At 62.1% G+C, this 19,524-nt stretch carries 16 protein-coding genes and 1 pseudogene; 9 read left to right on the top strand and 8 right to left on the bottom strand.

What is annotated here, in order from left to right; all coding sequences use genetic code 11:
* Position 1: 1 nt before the first annotated feature.
* The 4 genes and pseudogenes from ACFJIU_RS29080 to ACFJIU_RS29065 all read right to left on the bottom strand — a co-directional run bounded on the left by ACFJIU_RS29080 (position 2) and on the right by ACFJIU_RS29065 (position 5,280).
* On the bottom strand, positions 2 to 586 hold the full coding sequence (locus tag ACFJIU_RS29080) for a CarD family transcriptional regulator (RefSeq protein ID WP_054313823.1): 585 nt from the start codon (positions 584 to 586) through the stop codon (positions 2 to 4).
* Between the two features lie 366 nt (positions 587 to 952).
* Positions 953 to 1,291, bottom strand: a complete 339-nt coding sequence (gene fdxA, locus ACFJIU_RS29075; RefSeq protein WP_024922886.1) for a ferredoxin FdxA — start codon at positions 1,289 to 1,291, stop codon at positions 953 to 955.
* Positions 1,292 to 1,543: 252 nt separating this feature from the next.
* Positions 1,544 to 1,931: pseudogene (locus ACFJIU_RS29070) on the bottom strand (RNA-binding S4 domain-containing protein).
* A 46-nt stretch (positions 1,932 to 1,977) separates the two neighbouring features.
* Positions 1,978 to 5,280, bottom strand: a complete 3,303-nt coding sequence (locus ACFJIU_RS29065; RefSeq protein WP_379073263.1) for a helicase-related protein — start codon at positions 5,278 to 5,280, stop codon at positions 1,978 to 1,980.
* 772 nt (positions 5,281 to 6,052) lie between these two features.
* Between ACFJIU_RS29065 and ACFJIU_RS29060 the strand changes: the two genes are divergently transcribed.
* The gene (locus ACFJIU_RS29060; RefSeq protein ID WP_379065853.1) at positions 6,053 to 7,270 is read left to right on the top strand and encodes an MFS transporter; all 1,218 of its coding nucleotides are present in this window, start codon (positions 6,053 to 6,055) and stop codon (positions 7,268 to 7,270) included.
* 70 nt (positions 7,271 to 7,340) lie between these two features.
* Here the strand turns inward: ACFJIU_RS29060 and phbB are convergent, their stop codons facing one another.
* Complete coding sequence (gene phbB / locus ACFJIU_RS29055; protein ID WP_379065851.1) at positions 7,341 to 8,066, bottom strand: acetoacetyl-CoA reductase; 726 nt, start codon at positions 8,064 to 8,066, stop codon at positions 7,341 to 7,343.
* 182 nt (positions 8,067 to 8,248) lie between these two features.
* Entirely contained in the window at positions 8,249 to 9,433 is a 1,185-nt protein-coding gene (locus tag ACFJIU_RS29050; RefSeq protein ID WP_379065849.1) for an acetyl-CoA C-acetyltransferase, read from the bottom strand.
* A 301-nt stretch (positions 9,434 to 9,734) separates the two neighbouring features.
* Here ACFJIU_RS29050 and phaR point away from each other — a divergent pair, with 301 nt between their 5' ends.
* A complete protein-coding gene (gene phaR / locus ACFJIU_RS29045) occupies positions 9,735 to 10,346 on the top strand; it encodes a polyhydroxyalkanoate synthesis repressor PhaR (RefSeq protein WP_144222777.1) in 612 nt (203 codons plus the stop codon).
* Between the two features lie 47 nt (positions 10,347 to 10,393).
* On the opposite strand, the gene ACFJIU_RS29040 is transcribed toward phaR, so the two are convergent.
* Positions 10,394 to 11,914, bottom strand: coding sequence for a malonyl-CoA synthase (locus ACFJIU_RS29040; RefSeq protein ID WP_379065847.1), 1,521 nt, complete (start codon positions 11,912 to 11,914; stop codon positions 10,394 to 10,396).
* Positions 11,915 to 12,065: 151 nt separating this feature from the next.
* Between ACFJIU_RS29040 and ACFJIU_RS29035 the strand changes: the two genes are divergently transcribed.
* The gene (locus ACFJIU_RS29035) at positions 12,066 to 13,133 is read left to right on the top strand and encodes a dipeptidase (RefSeq protein WP_379065845.1); all 1,068 of its coding nucleotides are present in this window, start codon (positions 12,066 to 12,068) and stop codon (positions 13,131 to 13,133) included.
* A gap of 47 nt (positions 13,134 to 13,180) precedes the next feature.
* On the opposite strand, the gene ACFJIU_RS29030 is transcribed toward ACFJIU_RS29035, so the two are convergent.
* Positions 13,181 to 13,465 (bottom strand): hypothetical protein, encoded by a 285-nt coding sequence (locus ACFJIU_RS29030; protein WP_379065843.1) that lies wholly within the window; start codon positions 13,463 to 13,465, stop codon positions 13,181 to 13,183.
* Positions 13,466 to 13,804: 339 nt separating this feature from the next.
* Here ACFJIU_RS29030 and betI point away from each other — a divergent pair, with 339 nt between their 5' ends.
* From betI to ACFJIU_RS29000, 6 genes are all read left to right on the top strand, one after another.
* Positions 13,805 to 14,497 carry a transcriptional regulator BetI gene (betI, locus tag ACFJIU_RS29025; protein WP_379065841.1) on the top strand — a complete coding sequence of 231 codons (693 nt, stop codon included), beginning with the start codon at positions 13,805 to 13,807 and terminating at the stop codon, positions 14,495 to 14,497.
* Between the two features lie 84 nt (positions 14,498 to 14,581).
* On the top strand, positions 14,582 to 15,658 hold the full coding sequence (locus tag ACFJIU_RS29020; protein ID WP_379065839.1) for an ABC transporter substrate-binding protein: 1,077 nt from the start codon (positions 14,582 to 14,584) through the stop codon (positions 15,656 to 15,658).
* Positions 15,658 to 16,950 carry a flavin monoamine oxidase family protein gene (locus ACFJIU_RS29015; protein WP_379065837.1) on the top strand — a complete coding sequence of 431 codons (1,293 nt, stop codon included), beginning with the start codon at positions 15,658 to 15,660 and terminating at the stop codon, positions 16,948 to 16,950. Before ACFJIU_RS29020 ends, ACFJIU_RS29015 begins: the two co-directional genes overlap by 1 nt.
* 104 nt (positions 16,951 to 17,054) lie before the next feature.
* Positions 17,055 to 18,101: an extracellular solute-binding protein gene (locus ACFJIU_RS29010; protein WP_379073262.1), complete on the top strand. Its 1,047-nt coding sequence runs from the start codon at positions 17,055 to 17,057 to the stop codon at positions 18,099 to 18,101.
* A 229-nt stretch (positions 18,102 to 18,330) separates the two neighbouring features.
* Positions 18,331 to 19,080 carry a YebC/PmpR family DNA-binding transcriptional regulator gene (locus ACFJIU_RS29005; RefSeq protein WP_379065835.1) on the top strand — a complete coding sequence of 250 codons (750 nt, stop codon included), beginning with the start codon at positions 18,331 to 18,333 and terminating at the stop codon, positions 19,078 to 19,080.
* Between the two features lie 150 nt (positions 19,081 to 19,230).
* Positions 19,231 to 19,524 carry a SelT/SelW/SelH family protein gene (locus ACFJIU_RS29000; protein ID WP_379065833.1) on the top strand — a complete coding sequence of 98 codons (294 nt, stop codon included), beginning with the start codon at positions 19,231 to 19,233 and terminating at the stop codon, positions 19,522 to 19,524.

Raw genomic sequence — 19,524 nt, 5'->3', positions numbered from 1 at the left:
ATCAGGCAGCCTCTTCCTGCTCGGTCTCTTCGTTGTCAGCCTTGGCACCCCGCTTAGGGCCCTTGTTGAGGTTGACCTCGATCAGGCGGACAGCTTCGGTTTCCGACATACGGTTCACAGCCGCGATCTCGCGGGCCATGCGGTCGAGCGCAGCTTCATAGAGCTGGCGCTCTGAGTAGGACTGCTCGGGCTGGTTCTCGGCGCGGTAGAGGTCGCGCACGACTTCCGAAATCGAGATGAGATCGCCGGAGTTGATCTTCGCATCATATTCCTGGGCGCGGCGCGACCACATGGTGCGCTTCACGCGGGCACGGCCCTGCACGACCTTAAGCGCGCGGTCGACGTAGTCGGTCTCGGAAAGCTTGCGCATGCCGATCGAGGTCGCCTTGGCGACCGGCACCTTCAGGCGCATCTTGTCCTTCTGGAAATCAATGACGAACAGCTCCAGCTTGTGGCCCGCCACCTCTTGCTCGTCGATCGAGACAATCTGGCCGACGCCATGCGCCGGGTACACGATGAACTCGCCGGTCTTGAAACCGTGACGGGCTGCGGATGCGGACTTCTTCTGCGGGGTTGTCGTTGCCATTACGCCCTGAACTCCTTGTTGTGGCGCCGGCAGGCCTCTGCCGGCAGAACTGGGGCTGCCGGATCAGGTCCGGCCTGGAATGCCACACAACAAGCGAAATCCTCCGGAAAAAGCCTGTGCCGGCCAACCGCAAAACTGCGTCCGCCTGGCCCAGAATGCTCTGGTCCGGAAATAGGAAGTCACCTTTCGATGATTAGGGGCGTGTTCGCCATAAATCGACGTTGTGTCACCGGCATGTTTTTTCCGTGTAACACAAAAACTCGCAAGAATCAAGATTTTGCTGCATTCGCGAAGGACAAGCACTACCCCGCTCGTCAAGACGGTTAGCACAATCCTGCTGTTAAAGCTGGGGATCGCCCTGGGCCGTCAGTCGCCGCCACCCGGCTCCGCAGAGAAATATTTCTCGAACTTCTCGGTCTCGCCATCGAACTGCTTGGCGTCAGCCGGCGCGTCCTTCTTGGTGGTGATGTTGGGCCATTTCTCGGCGTATTCGGTATTGATCTGCAGCCACTTGTCGAGACCCGGTTCGGTATCCGGCTTGATGGCGTCGGCCGGACATTCCGGCTCACACACGCCGCAATCGATGCACTCGTCCGGATGAATGACGAGCATGTTCTCGCCTTCGTAGAAACAGTCGACCGGACAGACCTCGACACAATCCATGTATTTGCATTTGATGCAGTTGTCGGTGACGAGGTAGGTCATGGCCTGCTCCGGGAAAGTCCCGTTCTTCTATCTCTAGAGCGTGTCCGTCTTTCACGGAAACGCGGAAACGCTCTAACTCTTTATTTGGCGCAATTCCGGACGGAAAACCGCTACACACTTTTCCTGGAATTGCGCTTCTTGCCGGTCAGGTAACGTCTTTGCCCACCTCTTGCAAGGCCGGCTCATTCCAACGAATTGGCCCAGGTGGGTTTTGCATTCCAACCGCCACGCCGCAACGGGCGTTTATGCTCCTCAATCCTCGTCCCGCAACCGATCGGTCTGCCGCCGCTCCTTCTTGGTCGGGCGGCCACTGCCGGTGTCGCGCAGCGGCATGATCGCGTCCGGCAGTGCCTCCTTGCGGTCGGTCGGCACCGGCGACATATCCTCGTAGAGCGTGCGCGCTTCTTCCGCGGGGCCGCGCCGGACACCTGGAGCCAGAACTTTCCAGACGCAGGATCCGGCCATCGAGCGTGATGGTCAAAACATCACCGGCCTTGACCAGATCGGATGCCTGCGCTGCTTTGTCGCGGTTGATGCGCACCCGTCCTGCAACCGCCAGCTTGGCAGCCAGTGACCGCGATTTTACGGCACGTGCAAAGAACAGCCACTTGTCGATGCGCTGGCGACCCTCGGCAACCATCGGTTCAATGACCGAAGCTGCGCGCCGAGGGACGCAGGCCCGTCATCTACTTCTTCAACTGGTCGCGCAAAGCGGCCAGCTTGGCGAAAGGCGAGTCGGGGTCGAAACGCACGGGGCGTTCCTCACGCGGCTTTTGGAAAGACGGCTTGCCAGCCTTGCCCCCCGGCCTGCCGCCGTCCTGCTTGCCCTTCCATTCGGGCCGGCCATCGCGCCGGTCCTGACGCTCGCCCTGCGGCTTGCCGCCGGGACGATCCGGGCGTCCGCCTTCGCCATTGGCGCGTCCCTTGAAGCGGTCACGGGAAAAACGCTCGCGGTTGTTGCCCTGATCGGCACCTTCGCGATCGGAGCGCTGGCGGTTGTTTTCGCCTGCCGCCTGCGCGTTGCGGCCGCCACGGTGATGACGGTTGTCGCGGCGATGATCGAAGCGCGCCTGCCGCCACAGCAGGATCGGCTTCGGCTCTTCCGTGTCCGCCTTGGCCGCTTCGCCGGCTGCGGCACTGCTTTCGCTGGCGACAGCTTCGGCCTGCGGCTCGACTTCGACCACGCCCTGCTCGGTCGCCCCGGCTTCATCGGAAGCATCGGCTGTTGCGACAACTTCCTCAGTCTCTTCAGCAACCTCAGCCACTTCAACGGGATCGACCGCCTCGGCATTCTCTGCGCCGTCTTCGATGCCATCGGCCTCGGCAGTGTCTACGGAGACGGCCTCTACTTCCGACGTTTCAGTGGCCGGCTCGGAAACCGGCTCGGCATCGGCTGCGGCAGGCTCCTCGGCGGCAGCCGCCTCGACGGTCTGCGCAGCTACCTTTGCGGCGGCATCGGCCGCGGCCTTCGCTTCCGCGGCGTCGCGGGCCGCCTGGTCAAGTTGTTCGAGCTTGGCCTTGACGTCCACCGCAGGCTTCGGCTCGGCACGGTAGCCGAGACCCTTCAGGATCTCCTCCATGTCGTCGGCCGTTGCGCCGAGGATCGACATCATCGGCGGCGTCACCATGAAAGCCTGGCCGTCATAGGCACCGTCCGGACGAACGCCAAGACCCGGCTTCCAGTTGGTCGCCGGACGGATGAGGTCGGCCAGTCGCTCGAGAATGTCGACGCGCACCGCTCGACGGCCGAGGTTGCGATAGCCGGCCAGACGGTAGAATGTCTTGTCGTAGGTCGGATCGATCACGATAGAGGTGCGACCGGAAGCCAGCGCGTGGACCACGTCGCCGAAGCCCGGCTTATCCTTGCCGTCGTTCTTCAGCGCCCACAACAGCGTCACGAGGCCCGCTGGCGCCGGCTTGATCAGCGATGGCACGAAAACATGATAAGCGCCGAAACGCACGCCGAGGCGTCGCAGCGCCGCACGACCTTCCTGATCGAGCGTGCGCATCTCTTCGGCGATATCGCGCCGGTTGATAAGACCGAAATGCTCGACGAGCTGGAAGGCGATGCCGCGAGCGATCCCGGTCAGCTGCTCGGCATTCTTCATGTCCACCAGCGGCTTCAACAGCAGCTCGACCTGGAAATTGACAAAACGATCGGCGCGCGCCGCGACCTTGTCACGCGCCGGACCGGTCAGTTGCTCGTCGGCAAGCAGCACCAGTCGCGGCTTCAACGCGTCTTCGCCGGCAACCAGCGTACCGATCGGCGCGCCGATCCAGCGCAGCACGCCATCGGAACCCAAGGCGATGTCGTTGTTACCGGACGCCGCGAAGCGTTCCGCGCGGGCTTCGAACTCGGAGGCAAGTGCCTTCTGTGCGGCTGAACGCACAGCCTTGGCATCTTCGCCGCCGGCGCCCTGGTCGGCCGTGAAGCGGAACCCTTGCAGTTCGCCGACATGATGGCCCTCGACGAGGACGGTTCCGGTTGGGCTGATTTCGGCTTCGGGCATGGTATTTTCTCTAAGGCGCCGCATGAGGACGGAAGTCCTGCGATCAACGAAGCGTTTCGTCAACCGCTCATGCAACGCGTCCGACAATCTGTCTTCGATTTCCCGTGTCTTTTCTTGCCAGTGTGTCGGATCGGCAAGCCAACCTGGACGATTGGATACAAAAGTCCACGTGCGAATCTGGGCGATGCGATGCGAAAGCGTGTCGATGTCACCCTCCGTGGTGTCGGCACGACGCACCTGTTCAGCCATGTAGCTTTCGTCGACATGGCCGCGCCTGGCAAGGTCCATATAGATGGAAGCAATGAGGTCAGCGTGCTGTGCGGGAGCGATCTTGCGGTAATCCGGCAAGACACAGGCTTCCCACAGCAGGGCCACACGCTCGCGGTTGGTGGCAAGCGCACGGATTTCGCCGTCCTTCGACAGGAAATCCAGAGCCTGCGCATCGACGGCCGGCAGGGCGCGGGTCAGCCCTTGAACCGGCGCGTTGGTCTCGATCGAACGCTTCAGCGCATCGAGGTTGGAAAAATCGAAGGTCGGCGTGCGCCATTGCAGCACTTTCACCGGCTCGAAATCATGACTTTCGATCTTCTGGACGAGGTCTTCGTCGAGCGGGTCGACCTGGCCGGTGACGCCAAACGTGCCGTCGCGCAGGTGCCGGCCGGCACGGCCGGCGATCTGGCCGAGCTCTGCCGCGGTCAGGTTTCGGTATTGATAGCCGTCGAACTTCCTGTTCTGGGCAAAGGCGACGTGGTCGACGTCAAGGTTCAACCCCATGCCGATGGCGTCGGTCGCAACCAGATAATCGACATCGCCGGACTGATAGAGCGCCACCTGTGCATTGCGGGTGCGAGGCGACAATGCGCCGAGCACGACTGCCGCACCACCCTGCTGGCGGCGGATCAACTCGGCGATCCCATAGACCTCATCGGCCGAAAAGGCGACGATGGCCGAACGGCGCGGCAGACGGGTCAGCTTCTTGGAGCCGGCATAGGCAAGATGCGACAGGCGCGGCCTGGTCACCACCGATACGCCGCGGAGCAATTTCTGCAGGATGCCGTGCATGGTGGCGGCACCCAGCAGCAATGTCTCCTGCCTGCCGCGCAGATTGAGGATACGATCGGTGAAGATGTGACCGCGTTCGAGATCTCCGGCCAATTGCACTTCGTCGATGGCAACGAATGCGGCGTCGGTCTCGCGCGGCAACGCTTCGACAGTATGAACCGAATATCGCGCCCCGGCGGGCTGGATCTTTTCCTCGCCCGTTACCAGCGCTACCTTGTTGGCGCCGACCTTCTCGCACAGCCGGGCGTAGACTTCGCGGGCCAGCAGGCGAAGCGGCAGGCCGATGACACCGCTCTCATGTGCAACCATTCTCTCGATCGCGAGATGCGTCTTGCCCGTGTTGGTCGGGCCGAGCACAGCCGTGACGTCACGGCCTGAAAGGATCAGCGGTTCGGTAGGTTTGGGATGGATATTCATCGGCCCGGAAAGAAGACCTTTTCCCGTCATCGGCGCCGGCTTGCCCGGCGACAGCGCACACATAGGCATTCAGGCGCCGGAGCGAAAGCAGAATGTTCATGGAAGCGTCGCACCCGTTCACCCGATCCTGCCTTTTGCACCGCGGAATTAACGTACGGAACGAGTCTGGAACGAATCAGCGACGAATCGCTGACTCTTCGCGATTCACGGTTCGTTCACGGCTAGATATGGATCTCGGCTCACTGAGTCGCACCACATGCTGAATCGGCTAATCGACCAAACCATCCGCTTTTCACAACTGCCGTTAACTTTTGCCGGCAAGAGGCAGCCACGCGAGTGCCGGCTAACGAGCCGACCAGTTCAAGCCGCTGAAATAACAGCATTTTCTTAATGGCCATTAACCACATCTGACACTTAACCGTCCATTTTCATTAACAATTCGACCAAAGCCGGAACGAATCGGCGACGAATCGGCGATCGCAGAAGTTTCCTGTTTTGTTCACCCCAACATCTGGTGTTGTGCACAGCTTGTCCACCAATGATTCACAGGCTTCCGACGCATTTGTTCGCCATGCGACGGACCAACATTAATGTTTGCGTGCCGGAACGGCACAATCAGCCGAGGGCATCGGCGAGCCTTCCCCACGGTCGAGACGGCCTCTTTTTTCACCGCCGGGGTGACGCGTGTCCGCTTCAAACCGGGATCGGTGGTCCATTTACAGAAGCGCAAACACCTCCATACGGTGGGCCGCCAGCAGCCGGAACAGCCCCTATGGAATCCCAGAACTCGTATCGGACCTTGATGTCGATCCCGGGCCTGCCGCCGCTCATCCTCGCGGCAACGCTGTCACGCCTGGCGGCACGCATGTTCGGCCTCACCCTTGTTCTGTTCGTCCTGGCGCGTTTTTCCTCACCGGCCCTGGCCGGTTGGCTGACTTTTGCCGCGATTGCTCCAGGCCTCCTCGTCAGTCCCGTCGCCGGTGCATTGCTCGACCGCGTCGGTCCGACAACGGCGGTCCGAATCGACCTGATCGCCAGCGCCGCCTTCATCGCCGCGGTCAGCATTGCCGGCTGGGCGGGCTGGGCGAGCCCGCTGGTTCTGTTCGTCCTGGTGGTGCTGTTCTCGCTGGCCGGTCCTCTGGGTGCATCCGGCACGCGGACGCTTCTGCCAAGGCTCGTGCCTGCCCATGCGCTCGATCGGGTCAATGCGCTCGACACCGCGGTCTATGCCATCTCCGATGTCGCGGGGCCGGCACTGGCCGGCCTGACCGTAGCCCTGCTTGGGCCGGAGGCTGCGCTGTCGATCATCGCCTTTGCCTATGCCGGCGCCGCTGTCTGCCTGTCTTATGTTCAACGGTTGCCGGGGCTGGCATCACGCCATGCCTCCCTGCTACGCCAGACGATCGAGGGCATTGAGATGGTGGCACGGCAGCCTACCCTGCGCGGCCTCGCTGTCTCCTACTCGTTCTATCAGGTCACCTGGGGAGTGCTCGTCGTGGTGGTGCCGGTGTTCGTGGCCGAGCGTTACGGCGTGACGGAAAGCAGTTCGGTGACCGGCGCGCTGTGGGCTGCCATGGGCATTGCCGGCGGTATCGGAGCGCTTCTGGCGGGTCATCTGCGCACGACGGGGCGCGAGCGCCATGTCATGGCGGTCGGCATGGTTGTCACGGCCCTGGCTGCCTGGCCGGTCGCGGCGGAGTTCGGGCTGGGTGGGCTGGCCATCGGCCTGATGATTGCCGGCATGGTATCGGGCCCGATCGATGTTGCGCTGCTGACCTTGCGCCAGCGCCGCACAGACCCGCACCAGCTCGGCCGCGTCATGTCGATTTCCATGAGCCTGAACCTGGCCGGCTTCCCGCTCGGATCCGCCATCGCAGGCATGGTCATCACGCAATCGATGTCCGCTGCCTTCATCATCGCCGGCTGCGCGTCCATCATCGCAGCCGCGGCCACGGCATCGATCCCCCGCGATGTCGCCCCCGCAAAATAGGGTCCAGCGTAGTCGCTGAAACGAAAACGGGCCGCAAGCGGCCCGTTTCGCAGCAATAGGCATAAATCTCTCAGGCGAAATACTGCCCGCCATTGGCCGAGATGGTCGAGCCGGTGATAAAGCCGGCTTCCTCGGAAGCCAGGAACACCACGCAACGCGCGATCTCCTCCGGCTCGCCGAGGCGACCGACCGGGATCTGCGGGATGATCCGTTCGTTGAGCACCTTCTCATCGATCGCCTTGACCATTTCGGTTGCGATGTAACCGGGGCAGATGACGTTGACGGTGATGCCCGCGCGCGCGCCTTCCTGCGCGAGCGCCTTGGTGAAGCCGATGTCGCCGGCCTTCGACGCCGAGTAGTTGGCCTGGCCAGCCTGGCCCTTCTGTCCGTTGATGGAGGAAATGGTGATGATGCGGCCGAACTTACGGTCACGCATGCCGCTCCACAGCGGATGCGACATGTTGAAGACACCCGACAGGTTGGTGTCGATCACCTCTTTCCACTGCTGCGGCGTCATCTTGTGAAACATCGCGTCGCGGGTGATGCCGGCATTGTTGACCAGCACGGAAACCGGGCCAAGGTCGGCCTCCACCTTCGCGATGCCAGCCGCACAGGCTTCATAGTCGGCAACCGACCATTTGTAGGTCTTGATCCCCGTTTCCCCGGTGAATTTCGCTGCTGCCTCGTCATTGCCGGCATAGTTCGCCGCGACGCTGTAACCGGCATTCTTCAGACCGATCGAGATTGCGGCACCGATGCCGCGCGACCCACCGGTGACGAGTGCGACTTTACTCATGCGTTTCCCCTTTGCTGCATCTCAGGCGATTTCGAAATCGCCTTCATGGAATTATCCGTATGGCGGACCTCTTGAACCCGACTCTTATGACGAGCCTTTGAACCGGATCATTTCAGCGTTCCAAGAACGGACGCTCCAGAGACGAAACGGGCGGCACTTTGGCCGCCCGCTCGTATTTTCAATCAGAGTGCCTCGACACACATCGCGACGCCCATGCCGCCGCCGATGCATAGGGTGGCAAGCCCCTTCTTGGCGCCGCGGCGCTTCATCTCAAAGACGAGCGTGTTGAAGATACGCGCGCCCGAGGCGCCGATCGGATGGCCGATGGCAATGGCGCCGCCATTGACGTTGACGATCTCGGGGTTCCAGCCGAGGCCCTTGTTGACCGCGCAAGCCTGCGCGGCGAAAGCCTCGTTGGCCTCGACCAGATCGAGATCCGATACCTTCCAGCCGGCCTTCTCCAGCGCGCGCTTCGAAGCCGGGATCGGGCCCGTACCCATCACCGACGGATCGACACCGGCCGTCGCCCAGGAGGCGATGCGGGCGAGCGGGGTGATGCCGCGGCGAGCAGCCTCGGCCTCGGTCATCAGCAGGGCGCCGGCTGCACCATCATTGATGCCCGAAGCGTTCGCAGCGGTCACCGTGCCGTCCTTGTCGAAGGCGGGCTTCAGCTTCTGCATTGCGTCGATCGTTGCACCGTGGCGGATGTATTCGTCCTGGTCGACGATCGTGTCGCCCTTCTTGCCCTTGATCGTGAAGGCGACGATCTCGTCCTTGAACCTGCCGGCCTTCTGCGCGGCCTCGGCCTTGTTCTGCGAGGCCAGGGCAAAAGCATCCTGGTCGTCGCGGGTGATCTGGAATTGCTTGGCGACATTCTCGGCGGTGATGCCCATATGGTAGCCATTGAAGGCATCCCACAGACCGTCCTTGATCATGGTGTCGATCATCTTGTAGTCGCCCATCTTCACGCCGGCGCGCAGGTGCTGCGCATGCGCCGACAGTGACATCGATTCCTGGCCGCCGGCCACGATCACCTTGGCATCGCCGCTGCTGATCTGCTGCATGCCGATGGCGATCGCCCGCAGGCCCGAGCCGCAGACCTGATTGAGGCCCCATGCCGTCGTCTCGATCGGCAGCCCGGCGTTGATCGATGCCTGCCGCGCCGGGTTCTGGCCCTGGGCCGCGGTCAGCACCTGGCCGAGGATCACCTCATCGACTTCCGCCGCCTCGACACCGGCACGCGACAGCAGCTCGCGGATCACCACCGCGCCGAGCTCATGCGCGGGCGTTGCCGCGAAGGCTCCGTTGAAGGACCCGACGGCAGTGCGCGCGGCACTTGCGACGACGATGGCGTTGGATGCTGACATGTTCTTCTCCAGACCTCGAATTGAGCGGTTTGCAACCGTTGCTTTGACTTTTCTTGCCGGTTCGAGGCCGCGAGTCAAACTGGAAATCTGTCCGATTTGGCTATCCTTGCCGCGGCGTAAGTCATGCCGCGCAGCATATTGCGGCATGCTGCGCAGCATATTGCAGTGCCGAAAAGACGGCGTATGCTTCCGCACTGCACAAACCGCTTGGAATTGTGACGGTTTTGCGCATATCCTCGACACAGGGAGTAATCGTTACCGGCTGCTTACGAGCGTGCCGGTATCCGCGGGAGGATGCTGAATGGCGGCGAAAGACGAACCGGTGGTGATCAAGAAATACGCCAACCGCCGGCTCTACAATACGGGCACCAGCACCTATGTGACCCTCGAAGATCTCGCTGAAATGGTCAAGAAAGGCGAGGAATTCACCGTCCAGGATGCCAAAACCGGCGACGACATCACGCACCCCGTGCTGACCCAGATCATTTTCGAACTGGAGAACAAGGACGGGCAGAACATGTTGCCCATTCCCTTTCTGCGCCAACTCATCGCCTTCTATGGTGATCAGATGCAGATGATCGTGCCAAGTTTCCTCGAGCAGTCGATGCTTGCCTTCTCCAAGGAGCAGGAACGCTTTCGCGACCAGATGAAGTCGGCGCTCGGCAAGACGCCGATGGATATGATGAAACTGCCGACGCCGATGAAGGCGCTGGAGGAACAGACACGCCGCAACATGGAAATGTTCCAGAACGCCATGCGCATGTTCACGCCATTCCCGGCTGCCGCGGCAGGCGGCGCCGCGAACACCGCCCCCGAACCTGCCAAGGCGGAACCGGCGGAAAAGGCCGATGACCTTCAGGAACTGAAGGATCAGATCGCCGCCATGCAGCGCAAGCTCGACAAGCTGTCATAGTCAGCATGCGTCTTCTTCCTTCTTCCCTTGCGGAAGAAGGAAGCGTTCTAGCCCTTCACCGCGAACGTCTCGGCGAACTGCTGGCGCAGAAGGTTCTTCTGCACCTTGCCCATCGTGTTGCGCGGCAACTCGTCGATCACGAAGAGACGGCGCGGCTGCTTGAAGCGCGCGAGCCTTGAAGCCAGTCCTGCAAGCAGGCTGGCCTCGTCCAGGGCTACCCCCTTGCGCGCCGTCACGACACCGATCACACCTTCGCCGAGATCGGGATGCGGCACGCCGATCACCGCCGACTCCTCGACGCCCGGCATCTCGTCGAGCAGAAGCTCTATTTCCTTGGGATAGATGTTGTAGCCGCCGGCAATGATCAGATCCTTGGCGCGACCAACGATGGTGACGTAACCATCGTCGTCCTGTGTGGCGAGATCCCCGGTGACGAAATAGCCGTCGGCGCGGAATTCCTGCGCGGTTTTCTCCGGCATGTTCCAGTAGCCTTTGAAGACGTTGCGCCCCTTCACCTCGATCACCCCGATATCGCCTGACACTACGGGCTTGCCGGTATCGGGCTCCGCGATGCGTACCGAGACGCCGGGCAGCGGCTGGCCGACGGTGCCGGCCCGGCGCTCGCCGTCATAGGGGTTCGAGGTGTTCATATTGGTCTCGGTCATGCCGTAGCGCTCGAGGATGCGCTTGCCCGTGCGCGCCTCGAAATCCCGGTGCGTTTCTGCCAGCAGCGGCGCGCTGCCGGAGACGAACAGGCGCATGTGCTGAACCAGCTCCCGTGTCAGCCTGGGATCGGCGAGCAGGCGCGTGTAGAATGTCGGCACGCCCATCAATGTGGTCGCGCGCGGCATGTTCGCGACCAGGTCGTCAATGTCGAGACCGGGCAGGAAGATCATCGACCCGCCGACGAGCAGGATGACGTTGGTGGCGACGAAGAGGCCATGCGTATGGAAGATCGGCAAGGCGTGAAGCAGCACGTCCTGACCGGTGAAACGCCAGGTCTCCACCAGCGCCGCCGCATTCGACAGCAGGTTGTCGTGCGTCAGCATCGCACCCTTCGATCGTCCGGTCGTCCCGGAGGTATAGAGAAAGGCGGCGAGGTCATCCGGCGCTCGCTCGGCAGCCGCAAAGATTTCGGGTTGGCCTGCCGCCCGCTCGCCAAGTGTTCCAGAGCCGTCGCCGTTGAGGGTCAGCAGCGCCGCCCCTGCCCTGTCGGCCGCCGGTCGCAGAGCGGCTGCACTGGCGTCGTCGCAGATCAGGAGCCTTGCACCAGCGTCGCTGACGAAATAGTCGACCTCGGCAGCCGTGTAGGCGGTGTTGAGCGGCAGGAACACCGCGCCCATGCGTACGGCGGCGGCATAGACGGCGAGCGCCTGCAGCGATTTTTTTGCCTGCAACGCCACCCGGTCGCTAGGCCGCACGCCGGCGCCGGCCATGGCATGCGCGACACGCGCTGACAATTTCAGGAAGTCGGCATACGAAACGCGCGAGCCATCCTTCAGCGCGAGAAAGGTGCCGTCATTGGCTTCGTGCGGCCGAAACAGCGCGTCGTAAAGCGTATTCGTCAAGGATGGCTCCGGCAGTTCGAAATCGAGGTTCTTTCCAGCACGGCTTGCACGCAGTGACAAGCACCAGCAGCCCTCTGGCATTTGCGTGCACGGGCGGGGCGCCTTAAACAGGGCGCCTCGTTTTCCAACGTCGACAGCCGAAAGTCCCCCAATGACCGAGACCGACCTGATCCCCGTCTTCGACGGCCACAACGACACGCTGCTCAAGCTCTACCAGTCCGGCAAGGCTGATGTCGAAAAGCTGTTCATCGAAGGATCGCCGGCCAGCTGGCATATCGACCTGCCGCGCGCCAGGAAGGGCGGGCTCGCCGGTGGCATGTTCGCTATCTTTCCGCCACCGCAGGAAGAGCGCAAGGCCAAGGATGACGGTGTGCCGGCAATGCCGTCCGACAATGAGCCGCTGCCGCCGGAACTGCCGCGCGAGTTCGCCCGTGAAACGACGCTCGGCATGGCCTCGATCCTGTTGCGGCTGGAAAGAGCGGGAGCGCTCACCGTCTGCCGCAGCGCCGCCGACATCCGCGCGGCCATGGCAAGGAGCACCATGGCGGCGGTCTTTCACATCGAGGGAGCCGAGGCGATCGACGCTGACCTCGCGATGCTCGACGTGCTTCATGCCGCCGGCCTGCGCTCGCTCGGCATCGTCTGGAGCCGGCCCAACATCTTCGGCCACGGCGTGCCGTTTCGCTTCCCATCCTCGCCCGACACCGGCGACGGCCTGACCGATGCCGGCAAGGCACTGGTCAAGGCGTGTAACCAGCTCAGGATCATGATCGATCTTTCCCATCTCAACGAGAAGGGATTCCGCGATGTTGCCAGGCTTTCCAACGCACCACTGGTCGCAACCCACTCGAACGTACACGCGCTGTGCCCGCACTCCCGCAACCTTACCGATTGGCAGCTCGGCGCCATTCGCGATACCGACGGCATGGTCGGCCTCAACTATGCCACCGGCTTCCTGCGCGAGGATGGCCGCATGAATTCCGACACGCCGCTCGAGGTCATGGTGCGTCATGTCGACTATCTGGTGAAGGCGCTCGGCGAAGACCGCGTCGGCCTGGGTTCCGACTTCGACGGCGCCATGATCCCGGCCGCGATCGGCGACGCAACCGGGCTGCCCAGGCTTCTCGATGCATTGGCCAAACACGGCTATGGCCGTGCCCTGATCGAAAAAATCGCCTATCGCAACTGGGTGCGCGTGCTGGAGAAATCGATCGGATAATCTACGCTTGGCGAGCGTTTCCGGTTTTCACGGAAACGCTCTGCCCCTTACGCATTTCCGGACGGAAAACCGCTACGCAGTTTTTCTGGAATTGCTCCGACCCGCTTCAGCCACGCCTTGCCGACGCCGCGATCACGGATGATCGACAGGGGGTCTTCCGCATCCAGCCTGGAGCAGATGCGATAGACTTCGAGGGTCTCGGCATCCATCTCGCCTTGCTTGTAGAAATACATGGCGGCGGCATACCGCGCGCGCCCCGACCATGGCTGTCCGAGCGGGGTGTTGACCAGCGCCCACTGTTCCGCCACTTCCGTCTCGTTCCGGTCGCTCATGTCAGGCCGTCCATGTTCACGACCCGCCTCAGTTGCCGGCGGCCCGCAGCTGATCTTGCCATGGCGGGGTTTGCTTTGTCCATATTGAATGAATGTTCAGCAAATACTCTTGCGTTTGCACCTCGAACCGCTAGGCTCTGCGTAAAACCATCAGCCGACACCGTGATCCACCCGATGAGCAGGGAGGCGCTGGCGTACAGGGCTGTCGGAACAGCCTATGTCGACAAGAACATCCGCACCCGTGAAGCGATGCAGAACATGCTTGACTCGGGCGAACACCGCCCCACTCATCTGCGTGGCCGAAAGCCCGTATAGGCCGGCGCGTAGGGGACCGTTACGATGAAGACAATCGATCTCGAAGAAGAGCCTGCAGAGACCGAACGACAAGGCGGTTCCGAACGGCGTGGCCGCAAGGCTTCCAAGGAAGTGCGCCGCCAGCAGCTGATCGAAGCGACGATCGATTCCCTCGCCAAACGTGGCTATTCGGAAACGACGATGGCGGACGTGGCGGATGGCGCGAAGCTGTCGCGCGGCATCGTCAATTTCCATTTCGAGAGCAAGGAGAAGCTGCTCGTCGCCACGCTGCAATATATGTACGATGAATATTCCACGCATTGGCGCAACGCCTACGACAAGGCCGGCGACAACACGGCCGATCGGTTGAAGGCGCTGGTCACCGCGGATTTCGATCGCGCCATCTGCAACAGGCGCAAGCTGGCTGCGTGGTGCGCCTTCTGGGGTGAGGCTAAATCGCGTCCCACCTATCAGGCGCTGTCGGGTGCGCGCGACACCGACTACCAGAACCTTCTCTCTGATCTGTGCAGCGGGCTGAAAGCCGAAGCTGACTACGCCTTCGAGCCGCAGGCCCTTGCGCTGGCGCTCAGCGCCCTGCTCGAAGGGTTGTGGCTGCGCCTGATGATGGGGCTGGAAGACGTCAGCCGCGAAACGGCCCTGCAAGCCGCCAATGAGTTCCTGCTGACCGTTTTCCCGCGGCACTACACAAGAGGGGCAAACGGCATCCAGAGGCTCTGAGGCGGAGCTGCACATCTCGCAGGGATCTTGAGGACGGCACGACAACCAGACGGGCACCGGCCCGCGCAACCAAGGGGAACTGGCATGCAGACGACGATCCGCCATTGGATGACCGCACTCGCCTTCGCGAGCACGTTGATGACGCCGGCAGCCGCGCGTGCAGCCGGCAGCGATCTCATCGTCTTCGACTGGGCGGGTTATGAGCTGCCCGAGTTCCACCCGAAATACACCGAGAAGCATGGCGACGCCCCGACCTTCACCTTCTTCGGTGACGAGGACGAGGCCTTCGAGAAGATGCGCTCCGGCTTCAAGGCGGACCTTGCGCATCCCTGCTCGCAAAGCGTCGTGAAATGGCGCGACGCCGGCCTGTTGCAGCCGCTCGATACCTCCAGGATCAGCGCCTGGAAAGATCTCAACCCCGGCATCATGAAGATGAAGAACCTCGCCACATCCGACGACGGCACCGCCTGGTTCATGCCCTGGGACTGGGGCAATTCGCAGCTCACCTACAATTCCGAAAAGGTGGACGAGAAAGACATCCAGTCGCTGAAATCCCTTGCCGATCCGAAGTTCCAGGGCCGCGTCTCCATCCCTGACAATGTCGACGACGCCTATGCGCTGGCTTCCCTGGTCATAGGGCTCAAGGACTGGACCCAGATGACCGATGAACAGTTCAAACAGGCATCGGATTTCCTGCGCCAGGTGCACAAGAACGTGCGCCTCTACTGGACCGACACCACCAACATCGTGCAGGCGCTGACCGGCGGCGAGATCGACCTGGCCTGGGCCTGGAACGATGCAACCGCCCAGTCCGTTCTGGCCGGCTCGCCCATCAAGGCAAAACCCGATACCCAGGAAGGCATTTCGACCTGGGTCTGTGGTTATGTTCGCTTGAAGGATGCACCGGGCAATGCCGACCAGGCCTATGATTATCTCAATGCGATCAATGAGCCCGACGTCGCCAACGTCCTGGTGAAGGACTGGGGCTATGGCCAGGCCAATACCAAGGGCATGGCCGCCGTCGACGCGAAATTGCTGAAGGACAAGGGTTATGATGACGTCGACAAATTCGTCGACAAGACGCTTTTCCAGTCACCTGTTCCGACGGAACTCAAGCAGAAGATGATCGCCGAGTTCGAGAAGATCAAAGCAGGATACTGATGGTTCACGACGTCATCGTTGTCGGTGCCGGTTTTGCCGGCCTTTCGGCAGCGCTTGCCTTGCGCGACGAAGGACTGGACGTGCTGGTGCTGGAGGCGCGCGGACGTGTCGGCGGGCGGGTCGAGGCACGGGCCGATGCCCTTGGGGAGTGGTACGACAGGGGCGGCCAGTTCCTATGCGAGGACATGCCTGAAGTGATGGCGCTGGTTAAGCGCCATGCCAAGACATTGGTGACGACCCCGATCGACGGCGCTTTCACGCTGCAACCGGAAATGTCGGAGGAAGACAGCCAGGCGCTTTGGGACGCCAATGTCGCCATACGCGATCGCATGAATGCGATCGATCCGACCGATCCGGCAGTGCGTGACCTCAGCGTGTGGGATTGGCTGCAGCGACAACCGGATGATGTTCACGCCAAATCGGCGTTCTGCTCGACGGTCGAAGGCCTGTGGTGCCAGCCGATCGATGCCGTCCCGCTCTGGTATCTCATCGACAACGACCGCCGTATCACCAATGAGGTCTCCGAGCTGCAATACTTCATTGCCGAGACGATGTATGCGCTGGCCGCGGATCTGGCCGCGGATCTTGGCGACCGCATCCGGCTTACGGTGCCGGTGCGGGAAGTCCGGCACGACAAAAATGGCGTGATCCTGATGACGGCCGAAGGCTCCTTTCAGGCGAGGCGCCTCGTCATCGCGGTTCCACCAGTTATGGCAAACCGTATTGCCTTCTCGCCACCCCTGCCGGCAAAGCTCGCCAAGGCACTCGGCGCCTGGCGTAGCGGCATGGTCATCAAGATGCGTCTTCGCTACGCCCGTGCGTTCTGGCGCGACCAGGGCCGCAACGGCATGGTTCTGTGGCGCGACATCCATGGTCTGTTCGTCTGCGACACCAGCAGGGACGACGCGCATCCGGCGCTTGTGGTTTTCATCGGCGGTCCGCTGGCTCTGCAACTGCGCGCGCTGGGGGATGCAGCTTTGCGCGCGGAAGTGCTCGCCCGGATCGCCGCCGCACTCGGACCGCACATCCTTGAACCACTCGACGTCGTCATGCGCGACTGGATCGACGATCCGTGGAGCGGTGGCGGTTATAGCGACATCGTCGCCGATTTTGCCGCCCAGGACGCCGAAGCCGTGCTGCGTGCCGGAATGGCGTCCATCCATTTCGCCAGCTCGGAGCTCTCCCTGTCGTTTCCTGGCTATGTCGAGGGTGCCATCATCAGCGGCCGCGCCGCCGCCGAAACGGTTCTGGAAGCCTTCGAACGGCCTCTCGGACTTGATCCGCCGGCTTAGCCTTGTCCCTTCCTCTCGTCAGCCGGCAAAAACTGCTCTACCGTCGACAGGCGTGCCGTTTGCGATCGGGGAGCTCTCGCGTCATGGCCTTCAGTTTTCGCCGCATGATCCTGGCCACCGCGCTGGCTGCCGCTGCAGCAGGCACGGCACTTGCAGCCGGCGGCGATCTCATCGTCTTCGACTGGTCGGGCTACGAAGATCCGCTCCTGCACGCCGACTACACTGCCAAGCAAGGTGCGGAACCAAGTTTTTCCTTCTTTGGCGATGAGGATGAAGCCTTCGAGAAGATGCGCGCCGGCTTCAAGGCCGATGTCGGCCATCCTTGCGCGCAGAGCGTGGTCAAATGGCGCGAGGCAGGCCTGCTGCAACCACTGGATACGTCACGGATCTCTGGCTGGAAGGATATCAACCCCGGCCTGATGAAAATGAAGGACCTTGTCACCACCGCCGACGGCAAGGCCTGGCTGCTGCCGTTCGACTGGGGCACTTCGTCCCTCATCTACCGCACCGACAAGGTCACGCCCGACGACGCGAAGTCGCTCCGCATCTTCGCCGATCCGAAATTCGAGGGTCGCGTCACCATCGGCGACAATGTCGACGATGCCTATGCGCTGGCCTCCCTGGTCATCGGTCTGAAGGACTGGACCCAGATGACGGATGCGCAGTTCAGGGAGGCTTCCGACTTCCTGCGTCAGGTGCACAAGAATGTCCGCTTCTACTGGACCGACGACACCTCGATCAACCAGGCCTTCTCCGGCGGAGAGATCGATCTCGCATGGGGTTGGGCCGAAACCTATGTCACGCTGAAAAGCCAGGGCGTGCCGCTGGAGATGAATCGCGACACCAAGGAGGGTCTGTCCACCTGGGTATGCGGTTATGCGCTCCTGAAGGATGCCGCGCATGTCGACGAGGCCTATGATTTCCTGAACGCCGTCAACGCGCCCAACGTATCCAGCCACCTGGTCACGACATTCGGTTATGGACATGGCAATACCGCCGGCATGGCTGCGATTGACAAGAAGCTGCTCACCGAGCGTGGTTTCGACAATCTCGATGCCTTCCTCGACAAGACGCTGTTCCAGCAGCCGCTGCCGGCGGAGCTGAAACAGCGCATGGTTGCCGAATTCGAGAAGATCAAGGCGGGTTATTGAACCCATTGCCTGGCGCCGGGGCGGGCGGGCGGGCGACAAGGATCGAAGAAGGTTCGGCCGCACCCACCGCGCCGCCTTGGCATATCTGGACGTTTTGAGCCGATTTATTTATAAGCCCGCCATCCCGGCATCGGATTGCAACCGCTGCCCAATCAATATGTCAGATCGTTTTTGGCGCGCCATTCCGGCGCACGACGGTTCGACAACCGCTAACGACCGCAGGGGTGCCATGGCAGGCCATTCACAGTTTAAGAACATCATGCATCGCAAGGGCCGCCAGGATGCGGTCCGCTCGAAGATTTTTTCCAAGCTGGCGCGCGAGATTACCGTCGCTGCCAAGCAGGGGCTGCCCGATCCCGCGATGAACCCACGCCTGCGCCTGGCGATCCAGAACGCCAAGGCCGAGTCCATGCCGAAGGACAACATCGCACGCGCCATCTCCAAGGCCTCTGGCGGCGATGCCGAAAGCTATGAGGAAGTGCGCTACGAGGGTTACGGCCCCGGCGGCATTGCCCTGATCGTCGAGGCGCTGACCGACAACCGCAATCGCTCGGCCTCCAATGTGCGCGCCGCCTTCACCAAGGCCGGCGGTGCGCTCGGCGAAACCGGCTCGGTCTCCTTCATGTGGGATCGCATCGGCGAAATCGTCTACCCGGCCAAGGTCGGCAGCGACGACAAGGTGATGGAAGCTGCGATCGAAGCCGGTGCCGACGACGTCGAGACCGACGACGAAAGCCACACCATCTACTGCGCCTTCGAAAATCTCGGTGAAGTGTCGAAGGCCCTGGAAAGCGCACTCGGCGAAGCTGAGTCGGTGAAAGCCATCTGGCGGCCACAGAACAACATCCAGGTCGACGAGGAACGTGCCCAGTCCTTGATGAAGCTGGTGGCGACACTCGAGGACGACGATGACGTCCAGAACGTCTACGCCAATTTCGAGGTCGACGACGCGACCCTGGCCAAGCTCAGCGCGGCCTGATCCAGACGCCCCGGCACGCCGGGGCGTTTTCTTTTCTGTCGTATCCGGAGCGTTTCCGCTTTTCCGGAAACCCTCTGGTTCTTTGTTTTTACGCAAGTCCGGACGCAGAACCGCTGCGCACTTTTGCTGGAATCGCTTTACGAGGTTTGGATGACCGACGCTCCACGCCCCCGCATCGTCATCACCTATTGCACACAGTGCCAGTGGCTGCTGCGTGCCGGCTGGATGGCGCAGGAGCTGCTGTCGACCTTCGCCACCGACCTCGGCGAGGTGGTCCTGGTGCCGGGCACCGGCGGCGTCTTCACCATTACCTGTAACGAGGAGCTGATCTGGGAGCGCAAGCGCGATGGCGGTTTTCCCGACGCGGCCAAATTGAAACAGCTCGTGCGTGATGTAATCGACCCCGAGCGCGATCTCGGCCATTCCGATCGCAAGAAAACCTGA

This window comes from Mesorhizobium sp. UC74_2 (assembly GCF_042701485.1).
In the GTDB taxonomy this organism is placed as follows: domain Bacteria; phylum Pseudomonadota; class Alphaproteobacteria; order Rhizobiales; family Rhizobiaceae; genus Mesorhizobium.
This window is presented reverse-complemented; position numbering and strand designations above follow the sequence as displayed.

What these genes read in the sequence shown, in the direction of transcription:
- ACFJIU_RS29080 (WP_054313823.1), bottom strand. Translation starts at nt 586, where the DNA reads ATGGCAACGACAACCCCGCAGAAGAAGTCCGCATCCGCAGCCCGTCAC.
- fdxA (WP_024922886.1), bottom strand. Translation starts at nt 1,291, where the DNA reads ATGACCTACCTCGTCACCGACAACTGCATCAAATGCAAATACATGGAT.
- ACFJIU_RS29065 (WP_379073263.1), bottom strand. Translation starts at nt 5,280, where the DNA reads ATGAATATCCATCCCAAACCTACCGAACCGCTGATCCTTTCAGGCCGT.
- ACFJIU_RS29060 (WP_379065853.1), top strand. Translation starts at nt 6,053, where the DNA reads ATGGAATCCCAGAACTCGTATCGGACCTTGATGTCGATCCCGGGCCTG.
- phbB (WP_379065851.1), bottom strand. Translation starts at nt 8,066, where the DNA reads ATGAGTAAAGTCGCACTCGTCACCGGTGGGTCGCGCGGCATCGGTGCC.
- ACFJIU_RS29050 (WP_379065849.1), bottom strand. Translation starts at nt 9,433, where the DNA reads ATGTCAGCATCCAACGCCATCGTCGTCGCAAGTGCCGCGCGCACTGCC.
- phaR (WP_144222777.1), top strand. Translation starts at nt 9,735, where the DNA reads ATGGCGGCGAAAGACGAACCGGTGGTGATCAAGAAATACGCCAACCGC.
- ACFJIU_RS29035 (WP_379065845.1), top strand. Translation starts at nt 12,066, where the DNA reads ATGACCGAGACCGACCTGATCCCCGTCTTCGACGGCCACAACGACACG.
- ACFJIU_RS29030 (WP_379065843.1), bottom strand. Translation starts at nt 13,465, where the DNA reads ATGAGCGACCGGAACGAGACGGAAGTGGCGGAACAGTGGGCGCTGGTC.
- betI (WP_379065841.1), top strand. Translation starts at nt 13,805, where the DNA reads ATGAAGACAATCGATCTCGAAGAAGAGCCTGCAGAGACCGAACGACAA.
- ACFJIU_RS29020 (WP_379065839.1), top strand. Translation starts at nt 14,582, where the DNA reads ATGCAGACGACGATCCGCCATTGGATGACCGCACTCGCCTTCGCGAGC.
- ACFJIU_RS29015 (WP_379065837.1), top strand. Translation starts at nt 15,658, where the DNA reads ATGGTTCACGACGTCATCGTTGTCGGTGCCGGTTTTGCCGGCCTTTCG.
- ACFJIU_RS29010 (WP_379073262.1), top strand. Translation starts at nt 17,055, where the DNA reads ATGATCCTGGCCACCGCGCTGGCTGCCGCTGCAGCAGGCACGGCACTT.
- ACFJIU_RS29005 (WP_379065835.1), top strand. Translation starts at nt 18,331, where the DNA reads ATGGCAGGCCATTCACAGTTTAAGAACATCATGCATCGCAAGGGCCGC.
- ACFJIU_RS29000 (WP_379065833.1), top strand. Translation starts at nt 19,231, where the DNA reads ATGACCGACGCTCCACGCCCCCGCATCGTCATCACCTATTGCACACAG.